The 15,171-nt window shown below is 70.4% G+C and carries 15 protein-coding genes; 8 read left to right on the plus strand and 7 right to left on the minus strand.

The window, feature by feature from the left end:
• The first annotated feature begins 9 nt into the window (after positions 1–9).
• From nadA to ASE01_RS14425, 3 genes are read left to right on the plus strand one after another with little or no spacing between them, the layout of a single operon-like run.
• A complete protein-coding gene (nadA, locus tag ASE01_RS14415) occupies positions 10–1,185 on the plus strand; it encodes a quinolinate synthase NadA (protein ID WP_056753241.1) in 1,176 nt (391 codons plus the stop codon).
• 24 nt (positions 1,186–1,209) lie between these two features.
• Complete coding sequence (locus tag ASE01_RS14420) at positions 1,210–1,797, plus strand: DUF3043 domain-containing protein (RefSeq protein WP_056753244.1); 588 nt, start codon at positions 1,210–1,212, stop codon at positions 1,795–1,797.
• Positions 1,798–1,842: 45 nt separating this feature from the next.
• Positions 1,843–2,508 carry an EthD domain-containing protein gene (locus ASE01_RS14425; RefSeq protein WP_200958853.1) on the plus strand — a complete coding sequence of 222 codons (666 nt, stop codon included), beginning with the start codon at positions 1,843–1,845 and terminating at the stop codon, positions 2,506–2,508.
• Here the strand turns inward: ASE01_RS14425 and ASE01_RS14430 are convergent.
• On the minus strand, positions 2,501–3,511 hold the full coding sequence (locus tag ASE01_RS14430) for an aldo/keto reductase family protein (RefSeq protein ID WP_056753253.1): 1,011 nt from the start codon (positions 3,509–3,511) through the stop codon (positions 2,501–2,503). The two genes, ASE01_RS14425 and ASE01_RS14430, sit on opposite strands and share 8 nt — an antisense overlap.
• Positions 3,512–3,585: 74 nt before the next feature.
• Between ASE01_RS14430 and ASE01_RS14435 the strand changes: the two genes are divergently transcribed.
• From ASE01_RS14435 to ASE01_RS14445, 3 genes are read left to right on the plus strand one after another with little or no spacing between them, the layout of a single operon-like run.
• On the plus strand, positions 3,586–4,128 hold the full coding sequence (locus ASE01_RS14435) for a GNAT family N-acetyltransferase (protein ID WP_056753256.1): 543 nt from the start codon (positions 3,586–3,588) through the stop codon (positions 4,126–4,128).
• Positions 4,129–4,154: 26 nt separating this feature from the next.
• A complete protein-coding gene (locus ASE01_RS14440; RefSeq protein WP_235536030.1) occupies positions 4,155–4,853 on the plus strand; it encodes an AzlC family ABC transporter permease in 699 nt (232 codons plus the stop codon).
• Positions 4,850–5,155, plus strand: coding sequence for an AzlD domain-containing protein (locus ASE01_RS14445; RefSeq protein ID WP_056753263.1), 306 nt, complete (start codon positions 4,850–4,852; stop codon positions 5,153–5,155). Before ASE01_RS14440 ends, ASE01_RS14445 begins: the two co-directional genes overlap by 4 nt.
• A gap of 144 nt (positions 5,156–5,299) precedes the next feature.
• Here ASE01_RS14445 and dapB read toward each other — a convergent pair whose 3' ends face one another.
• A complete protein-coding gene (gene dapB, locus ASE01_RS14450) occupies positions 5,300–6,082 on the minus strand; it encodes a 4-hydroxy-tetrahydrodipicolinate reductase (RefSeq protein WP_056753266.1) in 783 nt (260 codons plus the stop codon).
• Positions 6,083–6,133: 51 nt separating this feature from the next.
• On the opposite strand from dapB, the gene ASE01_RS14455 reads away from it, so the two are divergent.
• Positions 6,134–6,649 (plus strand): class I SAM-dependent methyltransferase, encoded by a 516-nt coding sequence (locus ASE01_RS14455; protein ID WP_056753270.1) that lies wholly within the window; start codon positions 6,134–6,136, stop codon positions 6,647–6,649.
• Positions 6,650–6,721: 72 nt separating this feature from the next.
• Positions 6,722–8,497, plus strand: a complete 1,776-nt coding sequence (locus ASE01_RS14460) for a BCCT family transporter (RefSeq protein ID WP_157537363.1) — start codon at positions 6,722–6,724, stop codon at positions 8,495–8,497.
• Here ASE01_RS14460 and ASE01_RS14465 read toward each other — a convergent pair.
• The 5 genes from ASE01_RS14465 to rpsO all read right to left on the minus strand — a co-directional run bounded on the left by ASE01_RS14465 (position 8,475) and on the right by rpsO (position 15,053).
• Positions 8,475–10,064, minus strand: coding sequence for an aldo/keto reductase (locus tag ASE01_RS14465; RefSeq protein ID WP_056753277.1), 1,590 nt, complete (start codon positions 10,062–10,064; stop codon positions 8,475–8,477). The genes ASE01_RS14460 and ASE01_RS14465 overlap by 23 nt on opposite strands.
• Positions 10,061–10,888, minus strand: a complete 828-nt coding sequence (locus ASE01_RS14470; protein WP_056753288.1) for an SDR family NAD(P)-dependent oxidoreductase — start codon at positions 10,886–10,888, stop codon at positions 10,061–10,063. Before ASE01_RS14470 ends, ASE01_RS14465 begins: the two co-directional genes overlap by 4 nt.
• 10 nt (positions 10,889–10,898) lie before the next feature.
• Positions 10,899–12,293, minus strand: coding sequence for a M16 family metallopeptidase (locus ASE01_RS14475; protein ID WP_056753291.1), 1,395 nt, complete (start codon positions 12,291–12,293; stop codon positions 10,899–10,901).
• Positions 12,290–14,536, minus strand: a complete 2,247-nt coding sequence (locus tag ASE01_RS14480) for a polyribonucleotide nucleotidyltransferase (protein WP_056753295.1) — start codon at positions 14,534–14,536, stop codon at positions 12,290–12,292. The genes ASE01_RS14475 and ASE01_RS14480 overlap by 4 nt, the downstream gene beginning before the upstream one ends.
• A 241-nt stretch (positions 14,537–14,777) precedes the next feature.
• Positions 14,778–15,053: a 30S ribosomal protein S15 gene (gene rpsO / locus ASE01_RS14485; protein WP_056753299.1), complete on the minus strand. Its 276-nt coding sequence runs from the start codon at positions 15,051–15,053 to the stop codon at positions 14,778–14,780.
• Positions 15,054–15,171: the final 118 nt, after the last annotated feature.

The raw sequence follows: 15,171 nt of genomic DNA on the forward strand, positions 1-15,171 counted from the left end.
GATGGACCCATGACCACCGTGGACCTCCCGCTGCTGCCCCTCGGCCGCGGCACCGACCCGCTCTCGGAGCGGGGCGTGGACTGCCCCGGCGACCTGCCGGCCGCCTCCGATCCAGACCTGGTCGCTCGCGCCCGGGCCGCGAAGGCAGCACTCGGCGACCGGCTCTTCGTGCTGGGCCACCACTACCAGCGCGACGAAGTGATCGAGTTCGCCGACGTCACCGGCGACTCCTTCAAGCTGGCCCGCGACGCCGCGGCACGGCCCGAGGCCGAGTTCATCGTGTTCTGTGGCGTGCACTTCATGGCCGAGTCCGCCGACATCCTGACCGGCCCCGACCAGCAGGTGATCCTGCCGGACCTCGCCGCCGGGTGCTCCATGGCGGACATGGCCCGGATCGCCCAGGTCGAGCGGGCCTGGGAGGCGCTGGCCGCGGCCGGCGTGCAGGACGTCGTCGTGCCGGTGACCTACATGAACTCCAGCGCCGACATCAAGGCCTTCTGCGGACGCAACGGCGGGGTGGTGTGCACCTCCTCCAACGCCGAGGTCGCGCTCGACTGGGCCTTCGCGCAGAAGGGCGCGGACACCAAGGTCCTCTTCCTGCCCGACCAGCACCTCGGCCGCAACACCGCCGTGCTCAAGCTGGGCTACTCGCTCGACGAGTGCGTGGTGTGGAACCCCCACAAGCCCGACGGCGGGGTGAGCCCCGAGGAGCTCGCCAAGGCGAAGATCATCCTCTGGAAGGGCCACTGCTCCGTGCACGGCCGCTTCACGACCGACGTCGTCGACGAGCTGCGTGCCAAGGTTCCGGACCTCAACGTCCTGGTCCACCCCGAGTGCCAGCACGAGGTCGTGCTCAAGGCCGACCTCGTCGGATCGACCGAGTTCATCATCAAGACGATCGAGGCCGCGCCGGCCGGTTCGAGCTGGGCCATCGGCACCGAGCTCAACCTCGTGCAGCGGCTCGCGAACGCGCACCCGGACAAGAACATCATGTTCCTGGACCGCAACGTCTGCTACTGCTCCACGATGAACCGGATCGACCTGCCCCACTTCGTGTGGGCGCTGGAGAACCTCGTCGAGGGTGTCGTCGTCAACCAGATCAAGGTCGACCCGCAGACCGAGGCAGACGCGCTCACCGCGCTGCAGCGCATGCTCGACCTGCCCGGCAAGACCCACCGCGACTGATTCAGTCCGGTCAGAGAGGCTCCCGTGTTCAAGCGCACCAAGTCCGAGCCCGTCCAGGAGACGGTCAACCTCAGCAAGCCCGGCGGCAAGGGCCGGCCGACGCCGACCCGCAAGGAGGCCGAGGCCGCCGCCCGGGCACGCGCGAAGGCACCCGCCGACAAGCGGGGCGCCACGCGCCAGCAGCGCGAGTTCCGCGCCGAGGAGAGCCGCAAGATCCGCCAGGGCATGAAGGCCGGCGACGAGCGCTACTTCCTGCCCCGTGACCGCGGCCCGATCCGTCGCTTCATCCGCGACTACGTCGACCGGCGCTTCTCCATCGTGGAGATGGTCATCCCGCTGATGATCATCGGCCTGGTCCTCGGTTACACCGGCAACTCCGCACTGGTCCAGGCGAGCAGCCTGGTCCTGCTCGCGACCGTGCTGTTCGTCATCACGGACATGCTCGTGCTGCGCTTCCGACTCCGGCGCGAGCTCAGGAAGCGCTTCCCGGACGACCTCCTCAAGGGCACGACCTACTACGCGCTGACCCGCTCGATGCAGATGAAGTTCATGAGGTTGCCGAAGGCCCGGATCAAGATCGGCCAGGAGCTCCCCGGGGACTACGACAAGTAGGACGAACGCCTCCGGGTGGACCCACCCGACGGTAGGTTGCCCGACGTGAAGCTCATTGCCGCACTCCACCGCAGCGAGCCGGGAGACGACCTGCTCGACCCCGCCTTCCGCGCCGCCCTCGCCACGACCGGGGCGAGCCGCCTGCAGGTCAACCTCGACGACGCCGACGTCGCGGGAGCGATGAGGTTCGGTCCCGGTGCCCCCGTGACCGCGGTCGTCTCGGTGTGGACCGACCAGGATCCGACCGCAGCCCTCGACGTCGTACGACGGCTGGACGCGGAGCTCGATGCGTGGCTGGTCGAGGAGCGCGAGCCGCTCGTCCCGCCCACGGTCCCCGACGGCGTACGAGCCGACGCGCTCGCGAACATCGCCCTCCTGCGCCGACCGGCCTCGATGACACCCCAGGACTGGCGATCCGACTGGCTGGAGCGACACACCCAGGTGGCGATCGACACCCAGGGCACGTTCGGCTACGTCCAGAACCCGGTCGTCCGGACGCTGACCGCCGGCGGTGGTGACGTCGCGGGCATCGTCGAGGAGCTGTTCCCGATGGCCGCTCTGAGCGACCAGCACGCCTTCTACGGCAGCGGTGGGGACGAGGCCGAGCTCCAGCGGCGGTTCACCACGCTGATGGACAGCTGCGCCCGCTTCGGCGCCGCCGACGGGCTCGACCTCGTGCCGAGCAGTCGGTACGGGTTCCGGCTCAGCTGAACATCTCCGAGCGACGCGGGCTCCGGGTGCGCCCGGGATCGGTCGTCACGACGCCGTCCAGGACACGGTCGATCGCGGTCAGGATCCCGAGGTCGAGCGTGACCCCGGCCGCCTTGACGTTCTCGGTGACCTGCTCGGGCCGGCTGGCGCCGATGATGGCCGCCGAGACGTTGTCGTTCTGCAGCACCCACGCGACGGCGAGCTGGGCCAGGGTGAGACCGGTCGACTCGGCGATGGGCTTCAGCTCCTGCACCCGCTCCAGGACGTCGTCCTTGAGCCACCGGCCGACGTTGTCGGCGCCTCCCTTGGCATCGGTGGCGCGCGAGCCCGCCGGGGGCGGCTGGCCGGGCAGGTACTTGCCGGTGAGCACGCCCTGCGCGATGGGCGACCAGACGATCTGGCCGATGCCGAGCTCGCGGGAGGCGGGCACCACCTCGGCCTCGATGGTGCGCCAGAGCATGGAGTACTGCGGCTGGTTGGAGACGAGCGGAACCCGCAGCTCGCGGGCGAGCAGGGCGGCGGCGCGGATCTCCTCCGCGCGCCACTCCGAGACCCCGATGTAGAGCGCCTTGCCTGCGCGTACGACATCGGCGAAGGCCAGCATCGTCTCCTCGAGCGGGACCTCGTGGTCGAAGCGGTGTGCCTGGTACAAGTCGACGTAGTCGGTGCCGAGCCGACGCAGCGAGCCGTCGATCGACTCCATGATGTGCTTGCGCGAGAGCCCGTGGTCGTTGTGCTTGCCGGGCCCGGTCGGCCAGAAGACCTTCGTGAAGATCTCCAGGCCCTCGCGTCGCTCCCCCGACAGCGCCTTGCCGAGCACCGTCTCCGCCGCGGTGTTGGCGTACACGTCGGCGGTGTCGAAGGTGGTGATGCCCTCGTCGAGTGCCTGGCGGACACACGCCAGCGCGGCGTCCTCCTCGACCTGGGAACCGTGGGTGAGCCAGTTGCCGTAGGCGATGGCCGAGATCTTCAGGCCGCTCGCGCCGAGGTTGCGAATCTCCATGCCGCGACCCTAGTGCGGTGCGCCCAGCCGGTGCCGGTGCCGGGTCGCGGACTTTCCGATGGGAGTATCGGCGCATGGTCGCCGCAGATGTCTCCGTCCGGGTCGGCTGGCCGGCTGACGCCGCCGCCATGGCCGCCGTGCAGCTCCGCGCCTGGCAGCAGCGGTACGACGACCGGATGGCTGCGCAGCTGGAGGAGCAGGGCATCGGTCCCGACGAGCTCGCCACGGCCTGGCGGGGCACCCTCGGCCGCCCGCCCCAGGCACGCCAGCGCGCCATGGTGGCCCTCGTCCACGACGAGGTCGTCGGCTTCGCCCTGACCGGCCCCAACACCGACCCCGACGCGGACGCCTCGGTCGACGGCGAGATCGGCGAGTTCACCATCGACCCCGAGCGGACCCGCGCCGGACACGGTTCGCGACTGCTGCAGGCCTGCGCCGACACGCTCGTCGCTGACGGCTTCACCCGCGCGGTGTTCTGGGTCGACGCCGCGGACGACATCAGCCGGGCGTTCCTGACCAGCGCCGGCTGGGCACCCGACGGTGCGAGCCGCGAGCTCGCCGACGAGGCCGGTACCCAGGCGGTCAAGCAGGTCCGGCTGCACACCTCCCTGGCCTGACCAGCAGGGGCCTGACCACCGTGGACGTGGCTCGACGCACCGTCATGCGCGACAGCCTCGGCGTGGCGATCGCCACCGGGACCTACGGGCTGAGCTTCGGCGCCGTCGGTGTCACCTCGGGTCTCGACGTCGCGCAGACCTGTGTGCTGTCGCTGCTGATGTTCACCGGCGCCTCGCAGTTCGCCCTGGTCGGCGTGCTCGGGGCGGGTGGCTCTGCCGTCTCCGGCGCCTTCACCGCGCTGCTCCTCGGCACCCGCAACACCCTCTACGGCCTCCGCCTCGCTCCCCTGCTGGAGTACCGCGGCTGGAGACGGGCCGTCGCCGCCCACGTGCTGATCGACGAGTCGACCGCCATGGCCGTGCACCGCGCCGACCGGGACCTGGCCCGGACGGGGTTCTGGACCACTGGCGGGACCATCTTCGTGCTCTGGAACCTCACCACCTTCGCCGGAGCGGTCGCCGGTGAGCAGCTCGGCGATCCGCGGGACCTGGGCCTCGACGCAGCCGTCGGCGCCGCGTTCCTCGCCCTGCTGTGGCCGCGGCTGTCCTCGCCCCTGTCCCGACTGACCGCGGCGCTGGCGGCCCTGGTGGCGGCGGGCGCGGTGTCGGTGACACCCGCTGGGGTCCCGGTGCTGGTCGCTGCGGGTGTCGCGGTCCTGGTCGGCGCCCTGGCGCCCCGTTCGACCGACGCAGCCGCCGGCATCGACGAGGGGGACGCGCGGTGATCTGGTGGGCCGTGCTCGGCGCCGGGCTGGGCTGCTACCTGCTCAAGCTCGCCGGTCTGTCCGTGCCTCAGCGGGTGCTCGCGCACCCCGTGGTCGCCCGGATCGCCGACCTGATTCCCCCAGCCCTGCTCGCAGCCCTGGTCACCGTGCAGGTCCTGGCCGCTCCTGGCGGCGGGGAACTGGTGCTCGACGCGCGCATCGCGGCGCTCGGGGTCGCCGTACTCCTCCTGCTGGCGCGGGCACCGTTCCTCGTCGTGGTGTTCGGCTCCGCCGCCGTCGCCGCCCTGCTCCGACTCCTGTGACGCGCGAAGTGCCTGGTTCTCTCCTGCCAAGGGGCAGGATTTCTCCACCGAGGTACGCCGAAACACGGGTGCCGACGCGGCACGGACGCCCACCTCGATGGAGAAAACGGCGCACTTCGGCGGAGAGAACCCCGCACTTCGCGGTCAGCTGAGGTCGAGGAAGTTCTCGAGGCCGACGGTGAGCCCCGGGAAGCCGGCGATGCGACGTACACCCGTGAGGACGCCGGGGGTGAAGGAGATCCGGTCGAGCGAGTCGTGCCGGATGGTGAGGGTCTCACCCAGGCCGCCGAGGACGACCTCCTGGTGGGCGACCAGGCCGCGGATGCGCAGGCTGTGGACCCGGACGTCCTCGACGTCCGCACCGCGAGCACCCTCGAGGCCGGTGCTGGTCGCGTCGGGGATCGGCGGGCTGTCGGCCTCGCGGCGGGCGGCGGCGATCAGCTCGGCGGTACGCCGCGCCGTACCGCTGGGCGCATCGGCCTTGGTCGGGTGGTGGAGCTCGATGACCTCGACGGACTCGAAGAAGGGTGCGGCAATCGCCGAGAACCTCATCATCAAGATGGCGCCGATGGAGAAGTTCGGCGCGATGAGCACGCCCGTGCCGGGACTGTCGGCCAGCCAGCCGCGCAGGGTCTCGAGGCGTGCGTCGTCGAAGCCGGTGGTCCCGACGACCGCGTGGATGCCGTTCTCGATGCAGTAGCGCAGGTTGTCCATGACCACGTCGGGGTGGGTGAAGTCCACCACCACCCGGGTCCCGCTCTCGTGCAGGTCGGCGATGGAATCGCCCTGGTCGACCCCGACGGTGAACCTCAGGTCACCCGCCCCTTCGACGGCCTTGACGACCTCGGCCCCGACCTTGCCCCGGGCGCCGAGTACGCCGACCGGGAGCCCCTCTGCAGATGCGTTCTCCGCGACACGTGAAGTCACGGGACCAAGGTAGTGCGTCAGCGCCGGCAGCGTTCTGGCAGGCTGACCCCCATGGTGAACAAGATCCCGGCCCGGATCCGATGGGCGGTGGACTTCATGGACGTACAGCCCAACGACCACGTGCTGGAGATCGGCTGCGGAAATGGTGCCGCTGCCGATCTGATCTGTCGCCGGCTCGAGGGCAAGGGCAAGATGTTCGCCATCGACCGGTCCGAGGCCGGCGTGGACCGCACCAAGCAGCGCTGCGCCGCCCACATCGAGGCCGGTCGCCTCACCGTGCGTCAGATCGACCTCGCCACGCTCCGCGTGCCGGTCAAGCGCCTGACCAAGGTGTTCGCCTTCGACGTGAACCTGTTCTGGGTCCGCGACGCGTCCGAGGAGATCGCCCTCCTGCACGAGCGGCTGATGCCGGGCGGGTCGGTCAACCTCTTCTTCGACACCTCGCGCCCCGAGCAGGTCGCCGACATCCTCGAGAAGGCTTCCGCGCAGCTGCGCGACGGCGGTTTCCGGGTCTACATCGTCGACTCCAAGATGCCTCCCGTCATCGGGATCATCGGCCGGCGCTGACCGCACTCGTGACGCAGGTCACACGTCTGTGCCTCGCGATCGCGGGTATTGCCACCTCTTGTGACTGATCAGTTGAACCCTACCGAGGACCACCGTGCGGCCAAGTTCGTCGAGGCCGCCCTCACCTCACCGGCGTCCGACGTCGTCCCGCACCCTGCTCTCGATCACGCCCTGGTCGACGAGGTGCCCGCCCGCACGGGGCTCGATCCCGTGGTCTTCGGGCTGGCAGCGGCCGTCTCCACGGCCTTCGTGGTCTGGGGTCTCGCCAGCACCTCGTCGCTGAGCTCCGCCTCCAGCACCGCACTGGACTGGGTCGTGACCAACACGGGCTGGCTGTTCGTCCTGACGACCAGCGGGTTCGTGGTGTTCGTCGTCTGGCTCGCGATGAGCAAGTACGGCGCCATCCCGCTCGGACGCGACGACGAGGAACCCGAGTTCCGCACCGTCTCGTGGATCGCGATGATGTTCAGCGCCGGGATGGGCATCGGACTGATGTTCTACGGAGTCAGCGAGCCGCTGTCCCACTTCGTCTCGGCGCCGCCGGGAACCGGCGGTGATGCGGACACCGCGGCCCAGACCGCTATGGCGACGACGATGTTCCACTGGACGCTGCACCCCTGGGCGATCTACGCGGTGGTCGGCCTGGCCATTGCCTACGGCGTGTACCGCAAGGGACGCGTCCAGCTCATCTCGGCAGCGTTCGCCCCCCTCCTCGGCGAGCGTTCCTCCGGCGGCGCCGGACGGTTGATCGACATGTTCGCGATCTTCGCCACCCTCTTCGGTTCGGCCACCTCGCTGGGGCTGGGTGCCCTGCAGATCAGCAGCGGCCTGGAGATCGTCGGCGGATGGGGATCCCTGGGCAACGGCGCGCTGGTGGGGATCATCACCGTGCTGACGCTCGCCTTCGTTCTCTCCGCTGTGTCGGGGGTGTCGCGGGGCATCCAGTGGCTGTCGAACACCAACATGGTCCTGGCCCTCGCCCTGGCCCTGTTCCTCTTCGTCCTGGGTCCGACCGTGTTCATCCTCAACCTGGTACCGACCTCGCTCGGCAGCTACCTCAACGACCTCGCCATGATGGCCGCTCGCACCGGAGCCGAAGGCGCCGCGACCGAGCAGTGGCTCGGGGACTGGACCGTCTTCTACTGGGCGTGGTGGCTGTCGTGGACGCCCTTCGTGGGCATGTTCATCGCCCGGATCTCCCGCGGACGCACGATCCGGCAGTTCGTCACCGGTGTGCTGCTGGTCCCGAGCGTGGTGAGCGTGCTGTGGTTCTGCATCCTCGGTGGGACCGCGATCGACCTGCAGGCATCGGGCACGGACATCGCCGCTGCCGGCGGGCTGGAGTCCCAGCTTTTCGGCACCCTGGACGCCCTTCCGCTCGCCACCGTCGCCAGCATCGTGGTGATGGTCCTGGTGGCGATCTTCTTCGTCTCCGGCGCCGACGCCGCCTCGATCGTGATGGGCAGCCTGTCCGAACGCGGCACCACCCAGCCCCGGCGCGTCGTCGTGATCTTCTGGGGTGTCGCCACCGGCGCCGTGGCGGCTGTGATGCTGCTGGCCGGCGGAACGGACGCACTGGAAGGCCTGCAGACGATCACCATCATCGCGGCGCTGCCGTTCGTGCTGATCATGATCGGGCTCGCGGCCGCTCTCGTCGCGGACCTGCGTCAGGACCCGATGGTCGTGCGTCGTCGCTACGGCGCGGACGCCGTCGAACAGGCCGTCATCACCGGCGTCACCGAGCACGGCGACGACTTCGCGTTCACCGTCGAGTCCGTGGGAACCGACGAGGAGACGGTCGACCAGCCCGTTCAGACCGGGTCCGTCAGCTCCACAGCGCCGGATTGAGCAGCTGCTCGGGAAGCTCGCCGAACGCCCGCTCGACCTCGAGGACCTGGTCGTCCTCGAGGGGGGCGCGCGCGACCAGCGCGGCGTTCGACAGCAGCTGCTCTGACGTGTCCACCCCGAGCACCAGTCGGCTGACGGCCGGGTTGGCCTGGACGAACGCCACACACAGGTCGGCCCGGTCCAGCCGGGCGAAGCGCTCCACGAAGCCGTCCAGGGCCTCCAGGAGGCCGTCCGGGTCCACTCCGGGGACTCGGGGCCATCGCGCGGCATCGGGGGCCAGCAGGAGCCCCTGGAGGAACACGCTGCGCACGTGGACCTCCACGTCCAGCGACTCCGGGGAGCGGAGCCAGGCGTCCCAGCGTCGGTCGAGCGCGTGGTACGGCACCTGGACCACCTCGATCCCCGGCGTCGCGAGCGCGAGCTCGAGCTCGGCCGGGCTCTGCACCGAGGCCCCGAGCCTGCGGACCAGCCCCTGGTCGGCCAGCGCGAGCAACCGGTCCCAGCGCCGCCCGCCGTCGGCAGTGATGTCGCTGGCGCGGTGGAGCAGGACGGTGTCGAGCTGCCGGGTCCGGAGCTCGTGGAGCGAGCGGAGCACGGAGGCGTCGACGGCCTCGGCCGGAGCGTCCGCGCCGAGGGGCGCCACCTTGGTGACCACGCGGACCGACGGCGAGCCGAGGAGCGCCTCGCCCAGGACCGCTTCGCTGTCGCCGTACGCCCGTGCGGTGTCGATGGTCCTCACCCCGGCCGCGACCGCACGACGGACGAGGTCGACGGCGCTCGCCCGGTCCGGCTTGCCGACCGTGTTGACGCGGCCGTAGGCCAGTCCGAGCTGGGCACCACCGAGCGACATCCGGGCGATGTCGGCGCGACCTGACGCGACGGCCGGCACGGCCGGCTCGGCCAGCAGCGCCACCAGGTCCCGCGCGGGTACGCCGACGGGGTCGGCCACCCGCGCCACGGCAGCGGCCATGGCGAGGTACTCCTCGAGGGTGTCGACCGTGCAGCGGGCCGCGGAGCCCTCCGGGATCCCGAAGCGCTGGGTGGACGTGCCGCTGCGCAGCTCTCGGCGCAGCCACGACGTCACGTGCTCGCGATCGGCGGGGTCGTCGGTGGCGCCGTCGGCGCGGCGCAGGGCACCCACACTGAAGGCGGCCGCGGCCAGGCCGTAGGGCAGCTCGTCGGACAGCTTGAGGTAGTCGAGGTCGGCCGCGAGGAACTCCTCGACGAGCGCCTCGACCACCTCGTGGTCCGGCACCGGGTTGTCGCCGGTGAGCCGCACGACGACGTCGTCGTCGGAGAGGTCGGAGACTGCGGCCACGAAGCGGCCCAGCACGTCGTCCAGGCTTCCCCGCACCACATCGAGCCCGGACTCGGCGAGCAGGGCGGCCAGGCGGTCGTCGGACTCCTCGACGGAGGTCGCCACCACCAGCTCGTGCGCCGGAGAGGTCACCCGCCGGGCAGCGAGCACGATCAACGGCAGGCCGCCGAGCGGCAGGAGCACCTTGGCCGGCAGGCGCGAGGAGTTCGTGCGGGCCTGGAGCACCACGCGGACCCGCCGCGCGGTCACCACGCCGTCCAGCCGCCGTCGACGACCAGGTTGGTGCCGGTGACGAAGGACGCGGCATCCGAGGCCAGGTAGACGACGGCGCCACAGAGCTCGCGGGGCGTCCCGAGGCGCCCCATCGGGACCTTGGCCGTCAGGTTGTCCCACAGCTCCGGCATGTTCTGCTGGACCGCCGGCTTCGGGAACGGGCCCGGGGTGATCGCATTGACCCGGACGTGGCGCGGGGCGAGGTGCACCGCGGCGTAGCGGGTCCACTGCAGCAGGGCCGCCTTGGCGGCGCCGTAGTAGGGCGCCGAGTTGTGGCCGGAGTCGCCGTAGACGGCGGGGTCCGGGCTCACGACGCCGTACATCGAGGCGACGTTGATGACCGACGCCGCGTGGGTCGCGTCCGAGGAGCGGGCGAGCAGGTCGAGCGCCTGGCCGACCAGGTCGGCGGGCGCGGTCATGCCGATCCGGAACGAGTGGTCGTAGTCCCCCGGTGTCGCCGTGTCGAGCGTGCCCGTCGTCCCCCGGTAGGCGTTGTTGACCACGACGTCGAGGCGCCCGAAGCGCTCCTCGACCTCCGCCACCAGGGCGCCCACCTGGGCGGAGTCGAGCAGGTCGTACGCCGCGACGTGGGCCGCGCCGCCGGCCACGGCGATGTCGCCCGCGACGCCGTCGAGGGCCTCGCGGTTGCGGCCGTTCAGCACCACGGTCGCCCCCGCGGCAGCGAGGGCCGAGGCCACCGCGGAGCCGAGGTACCCGGCAGCGCCGGTGACGAGTGCGACCCGTCCGTCGAGGCCGAAGAGGCTGGCCGGATCGAGCCGTCTCGGGTCCCCAGCGCTCACGGGTCGCAGGTTACAGGATCGGCTCTGCCGCGCTCTCGCCCGGACCGACCACGGCCAGCAGCTCCGGACGGCCGAAGACATCGGCAGCGACGGCGCGGACCTCCTCGAGCGTCACGGCCTCGATCCGCCGGATGACCTCGTCGATCCCGACGATCTCGCCGTGCACCAGCTCGTTCTTGCCCAGCCGCATCATCCGGGACCCGGAGTCCTCCAGGCCCAGGATCATGCCGCCGACCAGCTGCCCCTTGCCGCGGGCGAGCTCGTCGGCAGTGATGCCTTCCTCCGCGATCAGCTCCAGCTGCTCCCGCACGACCGACAGCACCTCGTCGGTCCGGTCCGGCAGACAGCCCACCGCGACGCCCACGACGCCCGAGTCGGCGTACTGGCTGGAGAAGGAGTAGACCGAGTAGGCGAGACCGCGCACCTCCCGCACCTCCTGGAACAACCTGCTGGAGGTCCCGCCACCGAGCGCGACGTTGAGGACACCGAGCGCGTAGCGACGCTCGTCGTCACGCACCAGGCCCTCCCGGCCGATGACGAGGTTGACCTGCTCGAAGGGGCGGTGCACCTCGGCGGAGCCAGCACCGACCTCGGGACGGCGTCCCCGGGCCAGCGCCCGCGGCTCGACCGGGGCCGCGGCACCCTCGAGCCAGTCGTGCCGCGAGAACGCCTTCTTGACGGCGCGTACGACGGCTGTGTGGTCGACCGCGCCTGCGATCGAGATGACGGTGTTGGCCGGGACGTAGTGGCGCCGGTGGAAGCGGCGGATCTGGGCCCGCGTCATCGCCTCGATCGAGGCGTCGGTGCCGGCGATGGGGCGTCCGAGCGGCGTGTCGGCTCCCCAGGCCAGGGCGGCCAGCAGGTTCTGGACGACGTCGTCGGGGTCGTCGTCGTGCATCGCGATCTCGTCGAGGATGACGTCGCGCTCCGCGTCGACGTCGTGGCTCTCGATCAACGAGCCCGTGATCATGTCGCCGAGCACGTCGACGGCCAGCGGCAGGTCGTCGGCGAGCACCCGCGCATGGAAGCAGGTGTACTCCTTGGCGGTGAAGGCGTTGAACTCCCCACCGACCGCGTCCAGGGCGATCGAGATGTCCAGCGCGGAGCGCTCCGAGGTGCCCTTGAACAACAGGTGCTCGAGGAAGTGTGAGGCCCCGTGGGTCGCGGTGGTCTCGTCGCGCGAGCCGACACCGACCCACACGCCGATCGAGGAGGACCGGGCACCGGCCATCTGCTCGGTGATGATCCGCAGTCCGGAGGGGAGCTGGGTACGGCGTACGACCGAGGTGACCAGGCCGCCGTCGTCCTGCACGGTCTCCAGGGTCCGGGTCGTGGCCCGGGAAACGGCCGACGGCCGGTCAGCGTGCTGCTGACCGGCCGTCGTCGTGGTGCGAGCTGTGCTCACGCGTCCTCGGACTCCGCAGCCTCGTCGGACCCGCCCGGGGCGTCCTCGACGACCGGGATCAGCGAGAGCTTGCCGCGGTCGTCGATCTCGGCGATCTCGACCTGGAGCTTCTGGCCGACCGAGACGACGTCCTCGACGTTCTCCACGCGCTTGCCACCGGCGATGGACCGCAGCTTGCTGATGTGCAGCAGCCCGTCCTTGCCCGGCATCAGGGCGATGAAGGCACCGAAGTTGGTCGTCTTCACGACCGTGCCGAGGTAGCGCTCGCCGATCTCGGGCATGGTCGGGTTGGCGATCGCGTTGACCGCCTGGCGAGCGGCCTCGGCCGCCTCACCGTTGGTCGCACCGATGTAGACCGTGCCGTCGTCCTCGATGGACAGGGTCGCGCCGGTGTCGTCCTGGATCTGGTTGATCACCTTGCCCTTGGGCCCGATCACCTCGCCGATCTTGTCGACGGGGACCTTCACGGTGATGATCCGCGGGGCGTGGACCGACATCTCCTCGGGAGCGTCGATGGCCTCGGCCATGACCTCGAGGATCGCCAGACGGGCGTCGCGGGCCTGGTTGAGGGCCTTCGCGAGGACCTCGGCCGGGATGCCGTCGAGCTTGGTGTCCAGCTGGAGCGCGGTGACGTACTCCTTGGTGCCGGCGACCTTGAAGTCCATGTCGCCGAACGCGTCCTCGGCGCCGAGGATGTCGGTCAGCGCGACGTACTCGAGCTTGCCGTCGATCTCACCGGAGATGAGGCCCATCGCGATACCGGCGACGGCGGCCTTCAGCGGGACACCGGCCTGCAGCAGCGACAGGGTCGAGGCACAGACCGAACCCATCGAGGTGGAGCCGTTGGAGCCCATGCACTCGGAGATCTGGCGAATCGCGTAGGGGAACTCCTCGCGGCTCGGCAGCACGGGCACCAGCGCGCGACGCGCCAGCGCGCCGTGGCCGATCTCGCGACGCTTCGGTGAACCGACCCGGCCGGTCTCACCGGTGGAGAAGGGCGCGAAGACGTACTTGTGCATGTAGCGGCGGTGCTTCTCCGGCGACAGCGTGTCGAGCTGCTGCTCCATCTTGAGCATGTCGAGGGTGGTGACGCCCAGGATCTGGGTCTCGCCACGCTCGAACAGCGCCGAACCGTGGACGCGCGGGATCACGTCGACCTCGGAGTGCAGCGGACGGATGTCGGCGAGACCGCGGCCGTCGATGCGGACCTTGTCGCGCAGGACCTGGGTGCGGATGGCCTGCTTGGTGACGGCCTTGTACGCCGCGCCGACCTCCTTCTCGCGACCAGCGAACTGGTCGCCGAGCTGCTCGAGGAGTGCGACCTTGATCTTGTCGCCCTCCTCCTCGCGCTCCAGCTTGCTCAGGACGCGCTCGCGCGAGCCGCCGACGCTGTAGAGGTCGGTGACGTCGGCGCCGACAGCGGCCTCGACGGCAGCGAAGACATCGTCCTCGAAGTCGAGGAAGACCGGGAACTCCTGAACGGGCTTCGCGGCCACGTTGGCCAGCTCGACCTGGGCCTCGACGAGCTGCTTGATGAACGGCTTCGAGGCGTCCAGACCAGCGGCGACGACCTCTTCGGTCGGAGCCATGGCGCCACCGGCGACCTTGGCGAAGGAGTCCTCGGTGGCCTCGGCCTCGACCATCATGATGGCGACGTCACCGGTCTCGGTGACGCGGCCGGCGACGACCATGTCGAAGACGGCGTCCTCGAGCTGGCTGTGGGTCGGGAACGCCACCCACTGGCCCTCGATCAGCGCGACGCGCGTGGCGCCGACCGGGCCGGAGAACGGCAGGCCGGAGAGCTGGGTCGACAGCGACGCGGCGTTGATCGCCAGCACGTCGTACAGGGCGTCGGGGTTGAGCGCCATCACGGTGATGACGACCTGGACCTCGTTGCGCAGACCCTTCTTGAAGGTCGGGCGCAGCGGCCGGTCGATCAGGCGGCAGGTCAGGATCGCGTCCTCGCCGGGACGACCCTCGCTGCGGAAGAACGAGCCGGGGATCTTGCCCGCGGCGTACATCCGCTCCTCGACGTCGATCGTCAGGGGGAAGAAGTCGAAGTGGTCCTTGGGGTGCTTGCCGGCGGTGGTCGCCGACAGCAGCATCGTGTCACCGTCGAGGTAGGCGCTGACGGAGCCAGCGGCCTGGCGGGCGAGGAGGCCCGTCTCGAACTTGACGGTGCGGGTGCCGAACTTGCCGTTGTCGAGAACGGTCTCGACAGCGGAGATGACGGGTTCAGACAAAGTGTTCTCTTATTCCTACGGTGCGGGACGCGCTGCCCCGCTCAATGGATGTGAATGACGTTGGCCACCTTATCGACCGGGGCGCAGAAAAGCAGAACGGGCGACCCCGGAGGGTCACCCGTTCGGAAGCGGATCGGTGCTCCTGCGTGTGCGGCCGCAAGGCGGCGGGCCGAAGGCGGCCGTCAAGCGAAGCGGGCCGTCGAGGCCCGCCAACGCAGCGGACGCTCCGCAGGAGCGCAGATCAGCGGCGAAGGCCGAGACGCTCGACGATCGAGCGGTAACGCTCGATCTCGGTCTTCTTCAGGTAGTTGAGGAGGCGACGGCGCTGGCCGACGAGCAGGAGCAGGCCACGACGGCTGTGGTGGTCGTGCTTGTGCTTCTTGAGGTGCTCGGTGAGGTGGCTGATGCGGTGGCTCAGCAGCGCGATCTGCACCTCGGGCGAACCGGTGTCGCCCTCGGACTTGCCGTACTCGGCGGCGATCTTCTTCTTGGTCTCAGCGTCGGTTCCGACTGCCATGGGTTTCTCCTCCGGCCCCTTCGGGCACAGTGCTCGTTGCGCGGCGCTCCCGCCTGGAATCTCGGGAGCTCTCTCGATCCGCGGCCGTTCTGACGGCAAGGTGTGTCGTCGAATTGCT

Source organism: Nocardioides sp. Root190 (genome assembly GCF_001428565.1).
In the GTDB taxonomy this organism is placed as follows: Bacteria; Actinomycetota; Actinomycetes; order Propionibacteriales; family Nocardioidaceae; genus Nocardioides.

Bases quoted from the DNA above. Each gene is read 5' to 3' on its own strand.
- ASE01_RS14430 (WP_056753253.1), bottom strand. From the start codon at position 3,511: ATGGAGATTCGCAACCTCGGCGCGAGCGGCCTGAAGATCTCGGCCATC.
- ASE01_RS14455 (WP_056753270.1), top strand. From the start codon at position 6,134: ATGGTGAACAAGATCCCGGCCCGGATCCGATGGGCGGTGGACTTCATG.
- ASE01_RS14435 (WP_056753256.1), top strand. From the start codon at position 3,586: ATGGTCGCCGCAGATGTCTCCGTCCGGGTCGGCTGGCCGGCTGACGCC.
- rpsO (WP_056753299.1), bottom strand. From the start codon at position 15,053: ATGGCAGTCGGAACCGACGCTGAGACCAAGAAGAAGATCGCCGCCGAG.
- nadA (WP_056753241.1), top strand. From the start codon at position 10: ATGACCACCGTGGACCTCCCGCTGCTGCCCCTCGGCCGCGGCACCGAC.